The organism is Chryseolinea sp. H1M3-3, from assembly GCF_029360725.1.
Lineage (GTDB): Bacteria > Bacteroidota > Bacteroidia > Cytophagales > Cyclobacteriaceae > Chryseolinea.
On record NZ_JARKMY010000010.1, the window covers coordinates 270,088 to 291,808 of the forward strand.

13 protein-coding genes are annotated in these 21,721 nt (G+C 44.6%); 9 read left to right on the forward strand and 4 right to left on the reverse strand.

The genetic code is table 11. The annotated features are described in order from the left end of the window. Positions 1 to 763 precede the first annotated feature (763 nt). Entirely contained in the window at positions 764 to 3,802 is a 3,039-nt protein-coding gene (locus tag P2W71_RS18045; RefSeq protein WP_276372712.1) for a T9SS type A sorting domain-containing protein, read from the forward strand. Positions 3,803 to 4,962: 1,160 nt separating this feature from the next. Here P2W71_RS18045 and P2W71_RS18050 read toward each other — a convergent pair. Further along, a complete protein-coding gene (locus P2W71_RS18050) occupies positions 4,963 to 5,946 on the reverse strand; it encodes a WYL domain-containing protein (protein ID WP_276372713.1) in 984 nt (327 codons plus the stop codon). A 692-nt stretch (positions 5,947 to 6,638) separates the two neighbouring features. Here P2W71_RS18050 and P2W71_RS18055 point away from each other — a divergent pair. The 4 genes from P2W71_RS18055 to P2W71_RS18070 all read left to right on the forward strand — a co-directional run bounded on the left by P2W71_RS18055 (position 6,639) and on the right by P2W71_RS18070 (position 10,043). Further along, positions 6,639 to 7,079 (forward strand): hypothetical protein, encoded by a 441-nt coding sequence (locus tag P2W71_RS18055; protein ID WP_276372714.1) that lies wholly within the window; start codon positions 6,639 to 6,641, stop codon positions 7,077 to 7,079. Positions 7,080 to 7,330: 251 nt separating this feature from the next. Continuing rightward, a complete protein-coding gene (locus P2W71_RS18060; protein ID WP_276372715.1) occupies positions 7,331 to 7,558 on the forward strand; it encodes a hypothetical protein in 228 nt (75 codons plus the stop codon). Between the two features lie 242 nt (positions 7,559 to 7,800). Further along, positions 7,801 to 9,030: a hypothetical protein gene (locus P2W71_RS18065; RefSeq protein ID WP_276372716.1), complete on the forward strand. Its 1,230-nt coding sequence runs from the start codon at positions 7,801 to 7,803 to the stop codon at positions 9,028 to 9,030. Positions 9,031 to 9,167: 137 nt separating this feature from the next. Beyond that, a complete protein-coding gene (locus P2W71_RS18070) occupies positions 9,168 to 10,043 on the forward strand; it encodes a hypothetical protein (RefSeq protein ID WP_276372717.1) in 876 nt (291 codons plus the stop codon). A gap of 496 nt (positions 10,044 to 10,539) precedes the next feature. Here P2W71_RS18070 and P2W71_RS18075 read toward each other — a convergent pair whose 3' ends face one another. Both P2W71_RS18075 and P2W71_RS18080 read right to left on the reverse strand, forming a co-directional pair. Then, the gene (locus P2W71_RS18075; RefSeq protein WP_276372718.1) at positions 10,540 to 11,286 is read right to left on the reverse strand and encodes a DUF1080 domain-containing protein; all 747 of its coding nucleotides are present in this window, start codon (positions 11,284 to 11,286) and stop codon (positions 10,540 to 10,542) included. A 22-nt stretch (positions 11,287 to 11,308) separates the two neighbouring features. Continuing rightward, complete coding sequence (locus P2W71_RS18080; protein ID WP_276372719.1) at positions 11,309 to 14,038, reverse strand: SusC/RagA family TonB-linked outer membrane protein; 2,730 nt, start codon at positions 14,036 to 14,038, stop codon at positions 11,309 to 11,311. Between the two features lie 1,005 nt (positions 14,039 to 15,043). Between P2W71_RS18080 and P2W71_RS18085 the strand changes: the two genes are divergently transcribed. The 3 genes from P2W71_RS18085 to P2W71_RS18095 all read left to right on the forward strand — a co-directional run bounded on the left by P2W71_RS18085 (position 15,044) and on the right by P2W71_RS18095 (position 18,216). After that, positions 15,044 to 15,460 (forward strand): DoxX family protein, encoded by a 417-nt coding sequence (locus P2W71_RS18085; protein WP_276372720.1) that lies wholly within the window; start codon positions 15,044 to 15,046, stop codon positions 15,458 to 15,460. Between the two features lie 468 nt (positions 15,461 to 15,928). Then, a complete protein-coding gene (locus P2W71_RS18090) occupies positions 15,929 to 17,035 on the forward strand; it encodes a DUF2911 domain-containing protein (protein ID WP_276372721.1) in 1,107 nt (368 codons plus the stop codon). Positions 17,036 to 17,820: 785 nt separating this feature from the next. Further along, complete coding sequence (locus P2W71_RS18095) at positions 17,821 to 18,216, forward strand: four helix bundle protein (RefSeq protein ID WP_276372722.1); 396 nt, start codon at positions 17,821 to 17,823, stop codon at positions 18,214 to 18,216. 772 nt (positions 18,217 to 18,988) lie between these two features. Here the strand turns inward: P2W71_RS18095 and P2W71_RS18100 are convergent. Then, the gene (locus tag P2W71_RS18100) at positions 18,989 to 20,272 is read right to left on the reverse strand and encodes an MFS transporter (RefSeq protein WP_276372723.1); all 1,284 of its coding nucleotides are present in this window, start codon (positions 20,270 to 20,272) and stop codon (positions 18,989 to 18,991) included. A gap of 512 nt (positions 20,273 to 20,784) precedes the next feature. Between P2W71_RS18100 and P2W71_RS18105 the strand changes: the two genes are divergently transcribed. Beyond that, complete coding sequence (locus tag P2W71_RS18105; protein ID WP_276372724.1) at positions 20,785 to 21,714, forward strand: prolyl oligopeptidase family serine peptidase; 930 nt, start codon at positions 20,785 to 20,787, stop codon at positions 21,712 to 21,714. Positions 21,715 to 21,721 lie beyond the last annotated feature (7 nt).

The following is a 21,721-nucleotide window of genomic DNA, read 5'->3' on the forward strand; positions in this document are numbered from 1 at the left end:
TTCGTCGTTCATCTTCTCTGCGATTTCTCTCAGCGGGTATTACCTCAGTGTGTTCTGCGCTTATTTGCATTAATGGCGCGACGTTCGGTCCTTTAAATTTCGCAGGTTCGTCTTAATGTTTCTTTTTACCGCAGTGAACGCCGAGAAATGCACGCAGAGAAAAATGCACGCAGAGAGAGACTCGATTAAAATCTCTGCGATTTCTATCAGCGGGCATTCCCTCAGTGTGCTCTGCGCTTATTTGCATTAATGGCTCGACGTTCGGCCCTTTAAATTTCTCGGGTTAGTCTTAATGTTTCTTTTACCGCAGTGAACGCCGAGAAATGCACGCAGAGAGACTCGATTAAAATCTCTGAGATTTTCTCTGCGGGTATTCCCTCAGTGTGCTCTGCGCTTATTTGCATTAATGGCTCGACGTTCGGTCCTTTAAATTTTTCAGGTTCGGCTTAATGTTTTTTTTACCGCAGTGAACGCCGAGAAATGCACGCAGAGAAAAATGCACGCAGAGAGACTCGATTAAGACGAGCGCACGCACGTTGAACTAAACGAACATACATCAAGACCGACCCTTCATCATTCCCCGCCTATCGGCGGGCAGGCTTGTTCGGTGTTAGATATTCCTGATTGCCGTCAGGCAGGGCTGTGATATTTAGTCGATTATACAGCTCCTCTAACGTATTATATATTTTTTTGTAACTTTTAAAAGAAATTCCGTTTCTGAATTTATAATACTTCCTGTCAACACGTTTAACCAACCCACGTTATGAAATTTTTACAAAAGACACAATTCACGCTCGGGATTGTAGCGCTACTCTGTTTTGTTTTTCAGGAAGCAAGCGCGCAAGCCCCTTCCTGGTCGGAAGACTTTCCTGTAGCACTCCCGGCGTTCTCTGGTCCCCAGCAGCCGAACGGTGCCTATCGTTCGAACCTCAAAATACGCGTTAGCGCCGATCAGCCCGGGACAGCGTTCTTCGTCACGTATCAGACACCGCCTGCCAACGCGCCCACCGCGAGTGAGCTGGTGACGCTTGCACAAAGTCCTAACCTGCCGCCGGGTGCTGTCGGTAAGAACTTCATCGACCTTGTGCTAGCAGATGCTACGTATTCGAAAGATGTCCCCGGACTTCCAATGCTGGCAACTCCCTATACCACGTATGTCGTCGTTCGTAATGGAGCCGGACAATTCAGCGATGTAAGAACGCTGGTATGCTATCTCAAGGTGTCCGGGAGACAAGTAACGAGCTCTTTTTTTTACCTCGAATATCTGCCGCCCGATTACAACACGACCACCAATGATTATCCCTTGATGATCTTCCTTCATGGACTCGGTGAACGCGGCGACGGTGTTAACGCGCTGGTGAACGTTTCCAAACACGGCCCTCCGTTCGAGCTTGCCAAAGGCCAGGATCTTCCGTTCATTATTATATCACCACAATGCCCGACTACAACTGTGTGGGAAGATCAAACAGAGAATCTTCATACATTCATTGAGTCTATCAAGACGGCCTATCCACGTGCGGACCCTAATCGCATTTATTTAACCGGACTGAGTCTTGGAGGAATTGGAACCTGGAAATATGCGCGAACCTATCCGGGAGAACTCGCAGCGATCGCGCCAATTGCAGGACGAGGGTCTACCAGCGGAATTTGTGTTTTAGACGATATGCCGATCTGGACTTTTCATGATGATCCTGACGATGTCGTTTTATCAAGTTATACGAAGAATCTCGTGGCTGCGATAAAAGCTTGTCCCGATTATAGCAACAAACTCCGTGTTACATACTATAAGAATAAATTTCCTAATGGTAGCCCTGAGAACAGGCACGACGCATGGAAGACTGCTTACAGCCAGGATCCATCACCCCCAAACACGACCATCCTTGAAGTCGACGAGTCACCCGCAGTGCCTGAGGGCATGACACTCTATACGTGGCTACTACAACATTCACTGAATGCCGCCCCAACGGCAAATGCTGGAACTGATATCGAAATAACACCACCTCCCAATAGTACCTTCCTGAGCGGCTCAGGTTCTGACACCGACGGGACCATCATCACATATGCCTGGACACAGCAAAGTGGTCCCAATCAAGCAACGATTCAGAACGCAACTTCCCCCACGGCCACCGTCGGCAACTTGATCACCGGTACGTATTCGTTCAGGCTTACCGTTACCGACGACGATGGTGTTACCGACACGGACGACGTACAAGTTGTCGTAAACCCCGCCAACCAGTTGGTCTGGCATTCGTACCACATTCAGATGCAGTCCGATGTAAACCAACAGGCAGTGGTGACGAGCACCAACGGTACGGTTAAAGCAACGCTGGAATTTTATCAATCCAGCGACGACAACGGCGTACAGAAAGGCACTGCATTTACCACATATGTACCCGGCACGCATCTTGGCACCGGTGAAGCGAATCAGTATTGGATTACGAGTGCCGGCGTAAATTATCCATTCGCCGGGAAAAGTATCCATGGTAGAGGAGCGGAACTTGGGGAGGGGAATGTACCAGCGCCAACGGGGGTTCTTGACCTTCAGCTTCATCCACCGAGCACGGCGAAGTCGGTGGTATGCGCGTTTACCGCGCCGGCAAAAGGAACCTATACAATCAACGGACTGGGTGTACGACGCGTATTGTCGCAAGCCGGAACCGTCGTGTACCGGGCCATGAACCAAGAAGGTCAACAGCTCCAATCGCTTATTGCTACACCTGATCAGGATTGGGTACTCGATCCCGCAAGCTATTCGTTGGGCGAACTGGATGCCGGCGAGAAAATATACTTCGCGGTCGGCCGTGATGGAGTTTACTATTATGATTTCACCGAAGTAACCTGGTCGATCTCCATGATTCCTTCCGCTTCGACCCACACCTGGAATTCGTACGATATTGCGATGCAATCCAATCCGCTGCAGCAAGGGCGTGTAACCAGTGACAACGCGCTGACAGCGTCCCTGGAATTTTACCGGTCGTCCAACGATTATGGTGTCAACAAAATTTCCAACTTCACCACCTTTACTCCGGCCAATCATACAAATTCTAACAGCGCAGCATCGCACTATTGGGCGGATGGCACAGGCGATATTTATCCGTTTGCCGGAAAAAGTATAGTAGGCCGCGGACTGGAATCGGGTGAAGGCAATGTGCCACAACCTCCCAACGTGTTCGACTTACAATTGCACCCACCGAGCAACGCTAAGTCTACTGTATGCGCTTTCATCGCGCCATGGGATGGCACCTATACGATTTCCGGGTTGGGGGTCAGGCGGGTTAGTTCGGAAGCTGGCACAGCGCGCTATCGCGCCTTCAGTCCTGCAGCACAACCGCTCGCATCCCTCGTCGCTACACCTGACCAGGATTGGGTACTCGATAACAATTCCTATTCGCTTGGGACATTGACCGCTGGCCAAAAGATCTACTTTGCAGTCGACCGCGATGGCGTGTATTACTTCGACTTTACAGAAGTAGCGTGGAAGATTACCTATACGTCATCTAACGGTAATGCTATGGGACGGATCGTCACTAATACACCACCCGCCACCGAAGTAGTGGGTGAAAACGAGGAAGAAGTCGTCTTATTTCCCAACCGGGTGAAACACGAGATCCATTTATCCGGTCTCCGAAACTCAACCGAAGTGGTGCTCTACGACATGACCGGGCGCCAAGTCGACAAACGAACCCTTCCCGATCCCAACGGCACAGCTGACCTGGATGCTACTGCACTCCGGTCCGGCATGTACTACATGATCATCCGTACCGATGGCCGTGTGTTGCACAGGAAATTTCAGAAGGAGTAGTAACGTGCATGGGGGCGATGATGTTAAATGCAGGTCAAACTGCAGCGCCGCTGGGGGGCGCAGAGAGAGAAAGAGCTACGCAAAGGTTCGTCGTTCATCTTCTCTGCGATTTCTCTCAGCGGGCATTCTCGCAGTGTGCTCTGCGCTTATTTGCATTAATGGCTCGACGTTCGGCCCTTTAAATTTCTGAGGTTCGCCTTAATGTTTCTTTTACCGCAGTGAACGCCGAGAAATGCACGCAGAGAAAAATGCACGCAGAGAGACTCGATTAAAATCTCTGCGATTTTCTCAGCGGGTATTCCCTCAGTGTGCTCTGCGCTTATTTGCATTAATGGCTCGACATTCGGTCCTTTAAATTTCTCGGGTTCGTCTTAATGTTTCTTTTTACCGCAGTGAACGCCAAGAAATGCACGCAGAGAAAAATGCACGCAGAGAGACTCGATTAAAATCTCTGCGATTTCTCTCTGCGGGTATTCCCTCAGTGTGCTCTGCGCTTATTTGCATTAATGACTCGACGTTCAGTCCTTTAAATTTCTCAGGTTCGTCTTAATGTTTCTTTTTACCGCAGTGAACGCCGAGAAATGCACGCAGAGAAAAATGCACGCAGAGAGACTCGATTAAAATCTCTGCGATTTTCTCAGCGGGTATTCCCTCAGTGTGCTCTGCGCTTATTTCCATTAATGGCTCGACGTCGGTCCTTTAAAGTTCTCAGGTTCGTCTTAATGTTTCTTTTTACCGCAGTGAACGCCGAGAAACAAGGAATATCGAATATCGAATGATCGGAGACTGCTTCGGGATTTTTATCTTAAGAAAAAATTCTGACAATTTGATGATAACTGATGCTCTAGCGTCAAACGTGCATACGTTAAGACCGCCCCTTCATCATTCCTTGTTCCCGCCTACCGGCGGGCAGGCTTGTTCGATATTCGGTGTTCATTTTTTTTAATTATCACAGGGCAAAAGAATATTGAACAAGGAATATCGAATGATGAAGTACAATGCTCGAGCTAAACGCGATGTTTCTCAAAATTCGCAGTCATATCTACATTGAACCTGGCACTGCACATCAAGACCGACCCTTCATCATTCCTTGTTCAGTGTTCGATATTCGGTGTTCTTTTTAATCGATTATCCCCTACCCCCCTCCGCCCTATTCATATTCACTTATACCGCTCCCCCATCTTTCCCACCATCTCTTTCATTTGCTCCCTCAATTTCTCCGGACCCAATACCTCAACCTCCGAACCAAATCCCAATAGCAATTGAAGCAACTCATAATTGGGTATGATCATGAGTTTAATCACCAACCCATGCGCATCATCCTGTACAACTTCCTGCGTGTGATGCAAGAATTGCGTCTTGATATAATTGGCCTGCATAGGCGAAAAGTATAACCGCACTTCTTCAGGACTTCCTTTTCCCAACGTAATGCCTATCGTATGTTTGAAGTATGCATCCTGATCAGTCTTTTTATTGGGTTTATACATCACACTGGCGGGCTGAAAGTTTTCGATCCGGTCAAGGCCCAGCGTAGGATAAAAGCGGATCTTCTCGCTGTAACCGCGTACATACCAACGGTTCTTATATTCTTTCAGGAAATAGGGATGAAACGTATGAACATCTGATTTGCCTGTGAATTTTTTGTACTCCAGCCGAAGAGGTTGTTTGTCCAGGATCGCATTGATGAGCGGATCAAGGTGTTCGATACCTTTTTGATACGGCACCGTCTCGAACGAAATGATCGATTCATGCTGCTGCGAATCCACCACCCTCCCAAGCTTTTCGACAAGACCTTGAAATTGATGCACGAGCGGAAAATCTTTATACTTCTTCAACGTGTTGATAGCAAAGGTCAGCGCACGTTGATCTTTGGCGTTGAGTGGAACGCGTTCAATGGAGTAGTCGGGATCGGTATAATAATAGCCTAAATTCTTGCGGCAATATTTAATCGGCGCATTGTATCCCAGTCGTTCATCATGTCGCATCGTATGCAAGTCAGCCTCCACAGAACGCTTGCTGACGACAAGATCCTGTTCCATGAGCTTTTCCATCAACTCTTCGATTGTCCAGTGCGTTTTGTGTTTACTTGCTAAACAAGCATGAATAATCCGGTATCGGAAATAAGGGAATTTGCCATTTGCCATGGTACAACGTTTTGTGTAGAAAGGGTAAGGTTTTTCTCGAGGGTTAAGGATTTATGTCTCTAACAATGCTGGTCAGGCATTGAATTAAAATTACAAAAAAAGGAGATTTCACAAAAAGGACGATTTTAGACTAAACCTACAGATATCAACGCTTCCCGGCACCAGCCATACGGCCACCCTTTTGAAACGACCTGAATTTAACCTTTGTGAATCGCTGACAGCAAAAACCTGTATCCAGCATAAAATGAAGTCGCTCACTAATTTCCATCCGTACCATCCCCCATCCCTCGCACCTTCAACCTCCCGCAACTTCAACACCCCAACACTTCAACACCTCAACACCTAAACACTTAAACACCTAAACACTTAAACACTTGAACACCTCTCGAACTGCCATCGAATCATGATCGAATCATGATCGAATCAATAGTCAGACTTTTTTGGAGCCCTGCTATTTTGTCAGCCCTCTAAAAAAAAATAATTGAAAATATTTTTAAGAAAAATAAACACCGAAAGTTGGCTGCGGTGTGCTGCGATACTTTTGAAGTATTAACTAAAACAAATAAATACTTATGGGAATTGTAAAAGAAAACCTGGCTACTAAGGGATTTAGTGGCGGGCTCGGAGACGAATTCGTCTACCGTCAAATCAAGAACAGGACGCATTTCGCAAAGCGTCCTAAAAAGCGTTCGGTGGTCACTCCTAACCAGGAGGCAGCGCGTAAGCGTTTCCAGGATGGAGTGTACTATGCAAAAGCAGTGTTGATGGATCCAGCGATCCGCGAGGATTACACAACACGTGCTAAAGAAGCAGGAATTGCAAGTCCGTATCAAGCGGCATTGCAGGATTTCCTCAAACCACTCAAGATTGCATCCATCAGAACAGACGGATACCTGGGTGTTGTCGGCCAGCCGATCTTTATCGTCGCTGCCGATGATTTCAAAATTCAATCAATGACGGTCACGCTACAGCGCGCTGACGGTACGGTGATTGAATCAGGGTCAGCAGTCAAGGATTCAAGCGGCTGGATTTACCTTGCCACGCAGGCTAACGCTACCCGAGCGGGTACGAAGGTCATCGTGCAGGCGAAAGACCGTCCCGGCAAAGAAGCTACGGAGGAGCAAATTCTGTAGGTTCTGAGGTTGGTTAGGAATTGGTTCATCACGCTCGTAAAGTCAGTTGACTGCTTTGCAACCTATCTATAATGATCAAAAGCATTTTCAACCGGACTGCACCAGCCTGAGGCTCGATTTGTAACGAACCAGCACACCTCGCCATGCACATTCATCCGATAACTGCAGGTATCGGGTGAAATGCTTGAGAGGAAAAATTAGACGGTAAAACTGTCAAGTAAAATTATGTTAAACCTTAAATCAAAAATGGTATGAGTATCATGAATAGAATGCAGGCGCCAACGCCAAAGTTCTTCAAGATTCTTCGGACCGTAGGCATTTCGTTAGCCGCCGTTGGCGGGACATTGCTTACGGCGCCGCTTGCGCTTCCTGCTGCTGTTCTCACGCTTGCTGGCTATGTTTCATTAGCCGGTGCAGTGATCACAGCGGTCAGCCAGACAGCAGTAGAATCTGAAGAAAGGCCTACGAAGGCTGAGTAATTACATATGGGATAATTTTAAATTCGCTAAGAACATGGGTCAATATGACTGCAAGTCACGCCAGTGTGCGTGACTTTTTTTTGTTCGGAAGATTTTATGTTCGCGGAAATTAACCACCATTTTAATAGACGGTCCGTTGGGCTCGAATTAGCGCAGCTTATTATTTTGCAATCATAATAAATGGTTACTAACGATTACTTACCTGTATTGATCTCGAATTAGTTGTCTAAAACATTTAAAAGATGAAGATTAAAAGCATACTTGCTGTAGCGTTGTTGGTTATTTCGTTTGCCTGTGATGATGATAATGATAATGTTATCCCTGAAAAAACATCTCTGCTCACGCTTACTGTTGATGCATCATATCTCGATGATGATTCTGACGATTGGATCATGGTTCATGGGGAAGACGGGGCTTTGCTTGCGTCCGAAAGTTTTCAGCCTGATCAACAATTAGAAATTGTAACGGACAAACCTGTGCCAGGAAAGATCATGGTTACTCACTTAAAATATGTTTCGTCTAACGGCGGGGGTAAGTGGTACTTTGCAAACAGCCATTCTAATATCGATAAAGGAAAACACATGGTTCTCAAGGGCTCCAGCCCACCACCGGCGTTAACAGGAAAAATCAATGTCTCTGTGAGTAATGTGAATTTTTTTGACTACTTCTGGTTGACTAGCCGTGTCGGCGCTGTAGTAAGTGGAGGCTGGAGTAGCGCCACGGATATTTTAGAGCTTCAATCGTACACATACACTGGTGTTTCGAAGTACATCGTCACGGTCTCTGATGGATTTTCATTGCGATACAGGGTGTTGGATAACGTGCACGCTGATGATTCCTATAGTTTTTCTTTTTACGATATGGATCGCTTCAACCAGAGGGTAGACTTCACTTTTCCACAATCTAGTGATGTTATGCTTCGCGTAACAGGAAGCGAACCGGACGCCACGCTTACTCCGAATGCCTATACGCTTATGACACGTTATCCTTTGAATACACAAACCACTATTGAGGCGGGATACTTAAATATTCTCACGAATTATAGAACAGTGTTGAACATCGGCTATCCGGGCTATGCCTACGAATTCAAAAACATTGGTTCTATCCCTGACGGCAACATTGCATGGCCTCAAAAATCAGATTTCAACATCACTGAAAATTCTTTCACCAACTTTTCCGCGACAACTTCGAAGTCATACGTATGGCGCCTAAGCACATGGGGTTATTCTGATGCGCCGAGCAAAACCTCTGTCACATGGAATGTTTCGACATCATCGGGACATCAGTTCATCAAAGAATTGCCATCCGAAATCACGAGCATTCATCCGGCGCTTTCTCTTGAGAACATGAAACATAGTTCAACGACTTTCTACACGCAGTCGCCAACATATGAATCGCTTGTCAATAATAAATTTGAAAGTGGTCCAGAGCTCGCTGGAGTACAATTAGGAATTAAGATCATAACCGACTAGAAAAAATCCGGACATGTTGAGGATAGCTTAAGAAAAATTGAATATTGAATTCGGATGGTCTGACTTTAACATGAACTAGCTCTTAAGATGCATTGATAATAACATATTCTGCAAACTCGTTTTATAAAATAATCAACATGAAAAGCTATCTGCTCTTTTTAACATTTATTATCATGACACCTTCCTTCGCGCAGGACACAGGCTATTTGCACGGTTATATCGTTACGAACGAAAATGATACGATACTCGGTCTAGTGAAAAATAAGAATTTTACGCCCTACCGCGTTTTGCAGGATATCAAGTTCAAAAAAGAAAAAAGTGGTGAGATGGAGACATATGCTCCCAAAGATTTAAAGTCTTTCCAGGTTGGGTCAAGCCGTTATGTTTCGAAAAAGTTCGGCGAGGATGACCTATCGTTTTTCGAAGTTTTGATTGAAGGCGATTTGAACTACTATGAATTGAGGGTGACAGGATTTGGCACAGGCAACGAGACCGTTTATCAAATGTTGCAAAAGAAAAATGAAGATGCTTTTTTTAGTGTATATGGGCCAAATTTTCAGGAAAGATTATTGGCATATTTTGCCGACGAACCAATCTTAAGCGAAAAGATAAAAGCGGGTACTTATAAAAGAAATAACATTGATAAACTGGTGAAAGAATATAACCTGATGAAGTATATTCCACAGCCGAGCAAAACCCGTAAGACAGCAACGGTCAGCTTTTATAAGCGACTTAGCAAGACAAATGCTGAGCTATTCCTGGTATTCAATGACACGCTTGAATATCGTATACCGGACAAATATTTTTTTACGCTGAATGTTCCGGTTGACGTTAGAACAAAAGTGTGCTTTGGAACGAAGGATAACAAGTCATGCACACTGATATCAATGTTACCACATTATCCATTCCCCGACTATTACGAATTACAAACCGGAGGCGCTAAGCTGAAATTTAATATTGAAAAAAGACTTCAGAACCAAGCCCAACAGGATATAGCGGAGCTGGGTAGATGATACAAATAGCATGTCCCATACGATGTTCATGCATTTGCAATTTAATCCTATGAATCGTGCCTGCCGGCAACTGTGATTAAAAAGATTAATTGATTTTCTTGATTTCGGTTATCACAATTCAATACATTGTTCCAACTCATTGCATCTACAAGCTAACACTACTTCATTGCGCCTAGCCCCAACGGGGCGCCAATCAATAGCGGCGGGTTTTAACCCGCCGCCTAAATGATTAACGCACACCGCGCCACAGCAAATCTAAATCGATCCTCACATTCCTTGGCGCGGAACAGATGCATTTTAATCGGGGACTTTCGAAGACAAGAGTTCGAACCTTGCCGTTGGATGTGATGATGCTCGGGATCTATCGTTAGTGTAGCATGACATCGGCTGGAAACCTTGGATAACAATGACCTTAACTAACAAAATGGAATAACGAGACCAGCGGTTAGCATCCTGCCATTCGTTTAGGATGTCTATTAAGATATGATGTTAAAGTTCACTTAAGTTCTTTAATATAAATGTTTTTGAACTGAACCAAACTCGGAGGGCTATTCCATTCTCCATCCTTTTTCGATCCATGATGTTGTAACCCGATGGGTCCCGACATGGGTATTTCGGGTAGCAGTGCGTCTTCGATCACAACAATTCCATTCAATTCCACGGAGAGCCGATTACCTTTCATGGTGATCTTGAAGGTATTCCACTCGCCAATGTTTTTGTCTGCATTTACTTTTGGCGTAACTCCGCGCCGTACTTCCGGTGGCATTTTTTCATCCATTCTATAGCCGTACACTTCGCCTGATCCGATTGGCCAATTCCAAATATTGGCCTGACATTTTCCGACGCCGCGCAGCAGAATTCCGGAATCTGAATCAGGTACCACCATGGTTATGGGTTCACCCTTTTCGTTTTTCTTATGGAGACCACTGGGTAAAATAAGGGGTACGTTTGGATTTCTCCACGGTGTTTCCTTGATGCGCCAATCTACATAAAGTTCAAAATTCGCATATGTTTTTTCCGTCCACAGATTTTTATCTTCGGCCGCTTCGCTTTCAGCATCGTAATCAATGACGCCATCCACAATTTTCCAGTGACCGTTATCTCCGGCTGGTACTTTCCATTGGGTAAAATCTTTACCGTTGAATAGTGAAACAAATCCCTTAGGTGCCGTCGTTGTACTCCCTTGCGCAAACGCTGCTAGCGTCATGATCAGGAGAAGGAATATGACATAAATCGATTTCATAGCGTAGATGGTTTTTAAAATGTTACAATTTCACGTTAACGTCAAGGGAGAAAATCCGAGACGGTAAATAGTTTCCTCTTTGATCTATTCCACTAACGAGTGGGCTGGTGTTAACCGGAAAAGTTGTTGCACCTTTCAGGATCGGATTTTCATACGCCACTCCGGGATCAGGTCCGGAGTACTTCGTTATCGTAAAAAGATTTTGAATTGTGACTGCAACTGAGAATTTGAAAGCTGAAGGAAAATGATAACGGAGGGAGATATTATCCAAATTCAGAAAACTTGCATTTTCAACGTACCGGCTGGAGAAGGGCGCATTTCGTAAGCGTGGATCGAAATAGGAAGTTTCTACAAGATTGGACCAGGCGATTGCTTCCGTACCTTCCTGATAAAGTCGATAGGAATTAATTTTATCATGACCGAATGCTCCCCGCAGCAGAAGGTCCATTTCAAAATTTTTATAGGAAAGGTGATGACCAAAGCCGAGCAAAACTTTAGGAAGTCCATTTCCCAATACAGCGAAGTCATCGGGGCAATTACAGTATCCACCATCACCATTAAGATCCGCATGCTTTGGCCGTCCATCCGGATCCACACCTGAGAAAATCGGACCATGGATCTGTCCTAAAACTGCACCTTCCTGAATCAGATTAGCGGCGGAACAGCCGCATCCAGCAGATTCTGTCAAAGTTCCTATGTATATTTTCCCATCTGATCCCAGGGCATATCCATTTCCTTGCAGGCTGTTTACTTTTGTTTTAATGCGTGATATGTTAAAATTTAAGTCCCAGCTGAACTGCATCGTTTTTCGCATCGCTATATTCAAGTTAAGCTCTACACCACGGTTTTGGATTTCGCCGAGGTTTGCAAACTTGGTACTACTTAAATTCGGTGGGGTGGCAATCGAAACGGAAGAAATCAAATCCTCAACGTTGTTATTGAACCAGTCGATATTGCCGCTAACCCTGTCATTGAGCAATCTAAAATCAACGCCAATATTCAGTTCTGATTTCCCCTCCCATTTTAGATCTGGATTTGCATCTCTCGTTGTGTAATATGCTGGGATATAATTACCCTCGTAGTACATGTAATCCGAGGGGCTCATTAACGCGCGTGAAAGATTCGATTGTTGAGGAATGTTGCCAGCTTTTCCCCAAGATGCCCTGAGTTTCAAATGGCTAAAGAAAGATAGGCCTTCTTCCCATTGGATGCCACCGCCCAGGGAGGGGAAAAGCCCCCATTTATTATTTTTACCGAGACGAGATGATCCGCTGGTGGTAGTAGTAGCATTTAAAAAATATTTGTCATGGAAAAGCATGGAGGCCGTATTCGTCCAGGAAATAACCTTATAGGAATCGCGTGCCGAGGAAACCATTCCAATTCCATTTTGAAAATCCAATGATGCGCCGATATTATTATATCCAAAAGCATCCGTCAGGAAATTGCCCCCTTGCATATGGATCGACCCGATGTCATAATCCAGAAATTGATAGCCAGAAGAAATTTCAAAATGAACATTTTTTAAATCCTTAAAATAGGTAATGGAAGTACCGGCTTGTTGTGTACGGCGAGTGTCGGTATTTCGGATGGCCATCCCGTTGGTGCTGGCACCTCTGTAGTAACTGTTTTTTGAATAATAGCTACCATTGAAATACTGATCATGCAACAACTGATAGGAAAATTTGATACCGAGGCCTTTCAACCGGGCGTCAAATTGGTATGCTCCATTGAAGCCAATGGATGAGGACCTTTCTTTCCCCTCGTTCTTGTTTTGTTCAATGATAGCCACCGGATTAAAGTCATCGAAAAAATGACTTTGACTATAACCGCCATCGTCAGGCTCCGCAGGATCGTACACCGGCATTGTGGGGTTAGCGCTGAAGGCATACTTGATGGCCTCCCGAAAACCAAAATCGGAGTTTCTTGAGGTGGAGGCCAATGTTACCTCCATAAGAAGCCTGTCTTTCAATGCTCGTTGCTGAAAATTAATTCTAAAATTTAATTGGTCGAATCCAGAGCCAGACAGCGTACCCCTAGCGATACGGTTGTTGATTGAAGTTCTCAGTGAGAAGGTCTCCGTACTTTTTGAAATTGTCAACGCGTTAATACTTGCAATACCCGTCCGGGTAACAAGATCTGGCCAATCTTGAGTGCTCCCCATGTCAACTGAGCCCGGAAAACTTCTATATTTTGATGCAGAGAATATGTTCATATTTCGGATCGGCTGATCCAACCCAAGCGTAGATCGGAAAGAGACTAAAGCGTTTTCATCACCACCTTTTTTTGTGGAGATCAGCAATACACCATTGCCTCCCTGAACTCCGTAGGCAGATGCAGCTGCAGCATCTTTGAGCAACATTACTTGGCCAATATCGTTTGGATCGACCAACTGAAAATCATTAGTAATGAATCCGTCAACCACCAGAAGCGGTCCGGTTTTATTTTGAAATGTAGAAAGTCCCCTGACGCGAAGAAGAAATTCACCGTTAGGGTCATGGCCTGCCGTTGACATTCCCAGGCCCGTCATGTGTCCATTAAATAATGGATAAGGGGTATGTATTACACCCTGATTAAAATTAGCATAATCAAGTTTTGCGACAGCGCTAGAAGCTATTACCTTAGTTTCTATACTATCCTGTTGAACATGCTGACAGAAGGAGTTGAAGCTCCAAGTCAACACCACACAAAAAATCAAACTTGTTTTCACTGTCGCTAATTTGCGGGGATAATTTTGGATAACTAATTTAACCATGTTTCAGGCAATTCCAACGATTTCACCGACTTCACTTTTGTATTGGAATGCGACTGGCTCAACCGGGTGGTGTATAGAGAGTATGCTGGAGCTGCGCGAATTCTTGTAGTGTCATCTGCAAATTTAATTTGTAAGGCAATGGGGTTAGCCTAATGGTAGCGCTGACGTCGGTGGTTTTTCGTCACTATGCTACACGTTCAAGTTTAATCATGTCGGAATCCCAACCCCGCGAATTGGCACGAGGGTCAGCATACGGTTGGGAACCCGTCGCCATTAGGTCATCCCACTGGGCTTATTCAAGGAATAAAATCAGATTGTAGATGGCCCTGAGTTGAAATAAATTGTTCTTGTGACCGCCAAAATCAGGAAAATCATTTAATCTTTTTAATCACAGTTCAGACATTTTACGTCGACGAATGTACCTGCTTGAAATGCATCTGTTCCGCGCCAAGGAATGTGAAGATCGATTTAGATTTCCTTTGTCGGGGTGTGCGGTGATCGTTATTGCGGCGGGTTGGAACCAGCCGCTAGTGATCGCGCCCCGCTGGGGCTAGGCGCATGGCAAGTGGTGGCTGATTGTAGATGGCATGAGCCGAAATAAATGTGGTGAATTGCGATAGCCAAAATCATGAAAATCTTTTAATCCTTCTAATCCCAGTTCAGACATTTGCGCTTCCAAAGATTTAGGCGGCGGGTTAGAATCCGTAGGTACTGCTGACGCCCCGTAGGGGCTACGCGAAATAAAGATGATGTACATAGACTCAATCAAAAGCCGAATCATCCGTCACCGTTGCCTGCAGCTAGGATACCATTAGAGTAAATCACACCACACCTCCCGGCTGGGCCAGAAGAAAATTCAATATTTGTCGCATTCTGCCAGTTACAATGCCGCATTTACACATCCTTCGAACTAAAATTTTCATCCAACTTTGTTTTATCAAACAGGACAAAAAGTGAGGACTGTTTGCAAAAATTTAAATTAAAAACCATTAACACAATAACACCATGACAACAATGCAAGCAACATTACCGGCATCAGCACCATCAACAGCAAAAATTTGGATTGGTCGAATAATGGGTGGGCTCGTCATCCTCTTTATGCTGATGGATAGCATCTTCAAATTTATTGTTAACGAAGAAGTAATTAAAGGAACTACGGAACTTGGCTTCCAGGTTCATCACCTTCCAATTTTGGGCACACTAGGATTGGCTGCTACACTACTGTACATTTTTCCACGCACAGAAATCTTAGGAGCCATTTTATTGACGGGCTACTGGGGTGGTGCCATTGCAACGCATGTGCGTATGGACAATCCGTTATTTTCTCATATCCTGTTTCCTGTATATCTGGGCATCCTCGCCTGGGGAGCGCTGTGGATAAAGAATGAGACGCTACGTAAATTGATCTTGAATAGGGAATAATAATTTCATAGCCCTTCTAATAAAGTTCCTGGTCATACAGGGACTTTTTTGTTTTGCAATATGAATATTTATTAGAAGTAAAAATCCGTCCAAGTAGAATACGATTGTTGTCGATGTTCGGTGTTCGATATTTAATTAGAACACCGAATAACGAACAAGCCTGCCCGCCGGTAGGCCGGGAACAAGGAAGGATGAAGTGTCGGTCTTAACATGCGATGCCAGATCCAAATTTTTTTCGTTCGCCGCGAATTACAGATTAACACCTACGCCTTAAAATCGAGCATAGTTCATCATTCGTACGTGGTGTTCCTTGTTCGACATTTACCTACGACTCTGTCGCCAGCGGACGTTTTTGTCCTGAAACGGACGCTACGCCGCTTTGAATGTGTATTAAACAATGGTTTTGATAACATAGACAAACATTGTTCCTTGGCAAACTATTTGACTTAATGCGTCAACAATATGCCTATGAACAAAAAATTACTCATTACCGCCTGCTTAGTCTTTGCTGCTACGATTGCCTTTTCACAAATCACTTTTCCTCCCGGAGGTCCAAACCGGAAAGCTTCCGTGTCACAACAGATAGGCATTACCGATGTGCGCATTGATTATAACCGTCCCGTTGTGAATGGCCGTGAAGGCAAGATCTGGGGCGAATTAGTTCACTATGGTTTTGCAGACCTCCACTATGGCACCAGCAAAGCTGCGCCGTGGCGCGCAGGCGCAAATGAAAACACGACTTTCACTTTTAGTACTGATGTCTTTATCGAGGGCAAACCACTGAAGGCTGGAAAATATGGATTCTTTATTGCCATGGGACCTGAAAAGGCGACTTTAATTTTCTCTAACGTCAGCACAGCTTGGGGAAGCTTTTATTACGACAGTAAAGACGATGCACTTCGAGTCGATGTGCCAGTGGTAAAACTTTCAGAGAGCATAGAACGCTTAACCTATGTTTTCAGTGACGAAACTGATGATGCAGCAATTGTTTCATTGCAATGGGAAAAGGTGAAGATACCGTTCAAAATTTCAGTCGATCTTGACAAAGAAATGATCGCCGCGTACAGGAGAGAATTTAATTCGGGTATCTTTTATCGTTATTGGCAAAACATGCAAATGGCAGCGAATTATTGCCTCACGCACAATATCAACATTGATGAAGCAATCGGCTGGGCGGAACGATCCATCAATACTTACTTCGGGGAAAAGAACTTTTCCACGCTTTCAACCTATGCCGGCTTGCTGGAAAAAAAGGGAATGAAAGCAAAAGCCGATTCTGCTATGCAGTTAGCCTACCCGTTAGCTACCACCCTTCAACTATATTCATATGGCAGAGGGCTGGAAAACCAAAAGCGAAATGCTGAAGCGATAGAGGTTTATAAAAAATCGTACGACAAAAATCCCAGTGATCTTTATTCGTTGATGGCTATTACGCGTGCCCATTCATTGCAAGGAAAAAACAAGGAAGCGCTGAAGTATGCAAACCAGACACTCTCGTATGCGAAGGATACTTATTTCGCCAAATATGCGGAGGAAGTGCTTGCTAATCTGAAAGAAGGAAAGCCAATTAACTAATTAAAAATCCATCGAAGCAGTATCCGATCATCATTCGATATTCGGTGTTCCTTGTTCGATATTCCCAATTCATCAAGAAACGGCCAAGAAAAACCTAAGGAACACCGAATATCGAACACCGAACAAGGAATGATGAAGTGGCTGTCTTAACGTATGCACGTTTGACGCTATAACATCAGTTATCATCAATGTGTCAGAAGTTTTTCTTAAGATAAATATCCCGAAGCAGCATCCGATCATCATTCGATATTCGGTGTTCCTTGTTCGATATTCTTTTGATCCAAGTTCAATCTTCAAAAAAATGAACACCGAATATTGAACACCGAACAAGGAATGATGAAGGAGCGGTCTTAACGAGTGTACGCTTTGCGTTAGAGCATCATTTCTCATCAACGTGTCAAAAGTTTTTTAAGATAAAAATCCCGAAGCAGTCTCCGATCATCATTCGATATTCAATATTCCTAGTTCGATATTCTTTTCATTGTTCAATTTTTCAAAATGAACACCGAATATCGAACACTCCTGCCCGCCGGTAGGCCGGGAACAAAGAAGGATGAAGGGGCGGTCTTGACGTGCCAGGAGTTTTCTTAAGCTAAAAATCCCGAAGCAGTCTCCGATCATCATTCGATATTCGGTGTTCCTTGTTCGATATTCTTTTGTTCCTTGTTCGATATTCTTTCTCTTGTTCGATATCCCATTTCATCTGGTTTTCCGGACAATGATATTAATTGTCAAAAGTCGCATTTGTCTAGTTTTACAGCTGTGCACAAAAATTCTTTGCCGTTATGAAATTTGACTTAGAAGAACGACTAATAATCTTTGCAGTTTTGATTCTTGAGATTACGGAAAAACTTCCGGAGACAAAAGGAAGCAATCATCTGTCAAGTCAACTTGTACGAAGTGGTACAGCTCCTGCTTTGCATTATGGCGAAGCTCAATCGGCAGAATCTCGTAAAGACTTCATTCACAAGATGAAGATTGCGTTAAAAGAAATGAGAGAATCATTAATTTGTTTGAAGATCATCGAGCGGAAAAAATATTTAGGCGATCAGTCTATTCTGCATTCGCTCACAGAATTAAATGAACTCATTTCAATATTTGTAAAAAGCATAGAAACCGCCAAGAAAAACCTAAGGAACACCGAATATCGAACAAGCTTGCCCGCCGGTAGGCGGGAATAAGGAATGATGAAGGAGCGGTCTTAACGAGTGTACGCTTTCCGCTAGTACATCGGTTATCATTAAAGTGTCAGAAATTTTTTTCTTAAGATAAAAATCCCGAAGCAGCATCCGATCATCATTCGATATTCGGTGTTCCTTGTTCGATATTCTTTCCCTTGTCCAATGTCAAAATGAACACCGAATATCGAACACCGAACAAGGAATGATGAAGTGGCGGTCTTAACGTATGCACGTTTGACGCTATAACATCAGTTATCATCAATGTGCCAGAAGTTTTCTTAAGATAAATATCCCGAAGCAGATCCGATCATCATTCGATATTCGGTGTTCCTTGTTCGATATTCTTTTTATCTAAGTTCAATCTTCAAAAAAATGAACACCGAATATTGAACAAAGCCTGCCCGCCGGTAGGCCGGGAACAAGGAAGGATGGAGGATCGGTCTTGACGTGCCAGAAGTTTTCTTAAGCTAAAAATCCCGAAGCAGCATCCGATCATCATTCGATATTCGGTGTTCCTTGTTCGATATTCCCAATTCATCAAGAAACCGCCAAGAAAAACCTAAGGAACACCGAATATCGAACAAAGCCTGCCCGCCGGTAGGCCGGGAACAAGGAATGATGAAGGATCGATCTTAACGTATGCACCCTTGCGTGAGCATCATTTATCATCAACGTGCCAGAAGTTTTCTTAAGCTAAAAATCCCGAAGCAGTATCCGATCATCATTCGATATTCGGTGTTCCTTGTTCGATATTCTTTTCCTTGTTCGATATTCAATTTTTCTTTCCTTCCATCAACCTTTTTAATACCAGCAATGCCACGATACTAATTGCTGCTCCAACCGATAAATAATATCCGACATACTGTAGGCCATAAGTTGTGGCAAGTGTGGTGGCCAGGTAAGGCGTGAGCGATGCACCTAAGATACCGGCAAGTGTAAAGCACAATGACGCGCCCGTGTAACGAACTTCTGCTGGAAAAATATCGGCCAACGCCGTGCCTACTGTACCATAGTTCAGACCCATCAACAACATGCCGGTAGACTGGAACACCACGATGATGAGAAGGCTGCCGGTGCTGAAGAACGGCGCGAAGAACAAACCAAAGATGAAAATGCCGATGCTCGAAAAAAATAGCATATTGTTTCTTCCTTTGCTGTCGGCTAACAGGGCGGAGAGCGGAACACCTAATGCAAAGAATAGCATGGAGATCATCTGTGCGATCAGAAAACTATCTTTCGGATAGTGCAACGCGGACGTTCCCCAGCTCAATGAAAACACGGTGACGATATAAAATAACTGAAAAGTAGTGATAGTCGCAGCGGTGCCCAGAAGGATTGCTTTTGTATGGTTAGCAAAGACAGCAACAACGGGTACTTTCACACGGGCTTGACTGTTCATAACTTTAATAAAATCCGGCGTCTCGGTTATTTTCAGTCGTATGTAAAGTCCAACCCACACAAGCAGTGCGCTGGCTACAAAAGGGATACGCCAGCCATAGCTCAGAAATTGTTCATCATTCAGTGTTTTGCTAAGAATAAAAAATGTTCCGCTCGACAATAGAAAACCAATTGGAGCACCTAACTGTGGAAACATGCCATACCATGCCTTCTTATGTGCGGGCGCATTTTCTGTCGCCAGCAAGACGGCACCTCCCCATTCGCCTCCTAGTCCAAGTCCTTGTCCAAAACGAAACACTGCTAACAAGATTGGCGCGGCAATTCCGATGCTGTTGTAAGAAGGTAGAAGTCCGATGGCTACAGTGGAGGGCCCCATCGTCATTAACGCAGCCACAAGCGTGGTCTTACGCCCTTTGCGGTCACCAAAATGACCGAAGATTACGGCGCCAAGCGGTCTGGCAAAAAAGGCCAAGGCAAAGGTAGCTAATGATGCCAGTGTGGAGGCAACGGGGTCGCTGGCCGGAAAAAACAACTTTGGAAATACCAGGACCGCAGCGGTAGCGTAGATATAGAAATCAAAAAATTCTATTGTGGTTCCGATTAGGCTGGCGGCTAGAATGCGGGTGGCTGGATTGGTTGGGGGTATTTGTTGATTCATAGAAGCCTTTGAGATAAGATAAAGTTGTGTGCAAGATTTGAAAGATAGCGATAGCAGGCAAGAGGTTTATTAAGAAGAAGGGTCATTTCTTTTTCGATGTATCCAATTGAATATTGAATATCGGACACCGAACAAGCCTGCCCGCCGATAGGCGGGGAATGATGAAGGACCGGACTTAACGTGTGCACGTTTTGCGATAATGCATCAGTGATCAACGCGTCAGAATTTTTTTTAAGATAAAAATCCTGAAGCAGTATCCAATCGTCATTTGATATTCGAAATTCCTTGTTCGATATTGTTTTCCTTGTTCGATATTCAATTTGAACACCGGATATTGAACAAGGAATGAATGACGGGGATACGATGCTGAAGCCCAGAAATGGCGCAAGCTTAAAACGCAGGGTTGAGCGAAGGAAGGACTTCGCCTACCCCTCCTCTCCCCCACCTTGGCTGATTTTCATTCGCACAGGTAACAAAATCCGCAGCCCGGTCGTCGTCAGAAAAAAATGTCAATGAAAAAATATTTATTAGTAGTCTGCACCTTTTCAATGTTCCTCAACACGTCTCGCGGCCAAAACAATGGCGACGTCGTTTCGCGCTCGCCGGTAGCATTTCCTTCCTATGCAGAGGTGAAAGATATTTCGTGGTATTATGAAAAGAGCACCTATGAAGATGCCATAAAAGACAGATCGATTGCGTATGAAAAATTGACTTACTATAGCAACGGGCTGAAAGTGATCGCAATTATCACCAGTCCCCTGCAAAAGACGAATCAAAAACTTCCTGTGATCATTTTTAACCGGGGAAGTTTCATTCGCAATGATATCGCCTATGTACACGCGCCGCTGTTTCAAAAGTTAGCACACGAAGGATTTATGGTGGTCGCACCTGCGCTGCGGCAAAGCGAAGGTGGAGAAGGAAAAGATGAACTCGGTGGGGAAGATCTTCATGATATCATGAACATTTGGCCGCTGTTGGAAAAGCTGCCAGGTGCTGATCGGAAGAATGTCTTTATGCTGGGTGAATCACGCGGTGGCATGATGACATACATGATTTTGAAGAAAGGATTTCAGGTCCGTGCTGCAGCGACGATCGGCGCTATTACTGACCTACAGGCCTACATAACGGAGCGGCCATGGGGCGAAAATAATCTAAAAAAATTGTGGATTGATTATGAACAGCAAAAGAAGGTGATCCTTCAGGATCGCTCCGTGATGGCGTGGCATGACAGTATTCAAACGCCTATGTTAATCTTGCATGGCGCAAAAGATCCGCAGGTAAAACCCCAACATGCGCTACAACTCGCTCAGGCATTTTCAAATACAGGAAACGTTTATGAGTTGCATATTTTCAGCGAAGGCAACCACATTTTGTCCGGCGCGGTGTCGGAAGCAAGGGATGAAATGGTGATAGCATGGTTTCGAAAATTCATGGCGAAGTGAATCCTTG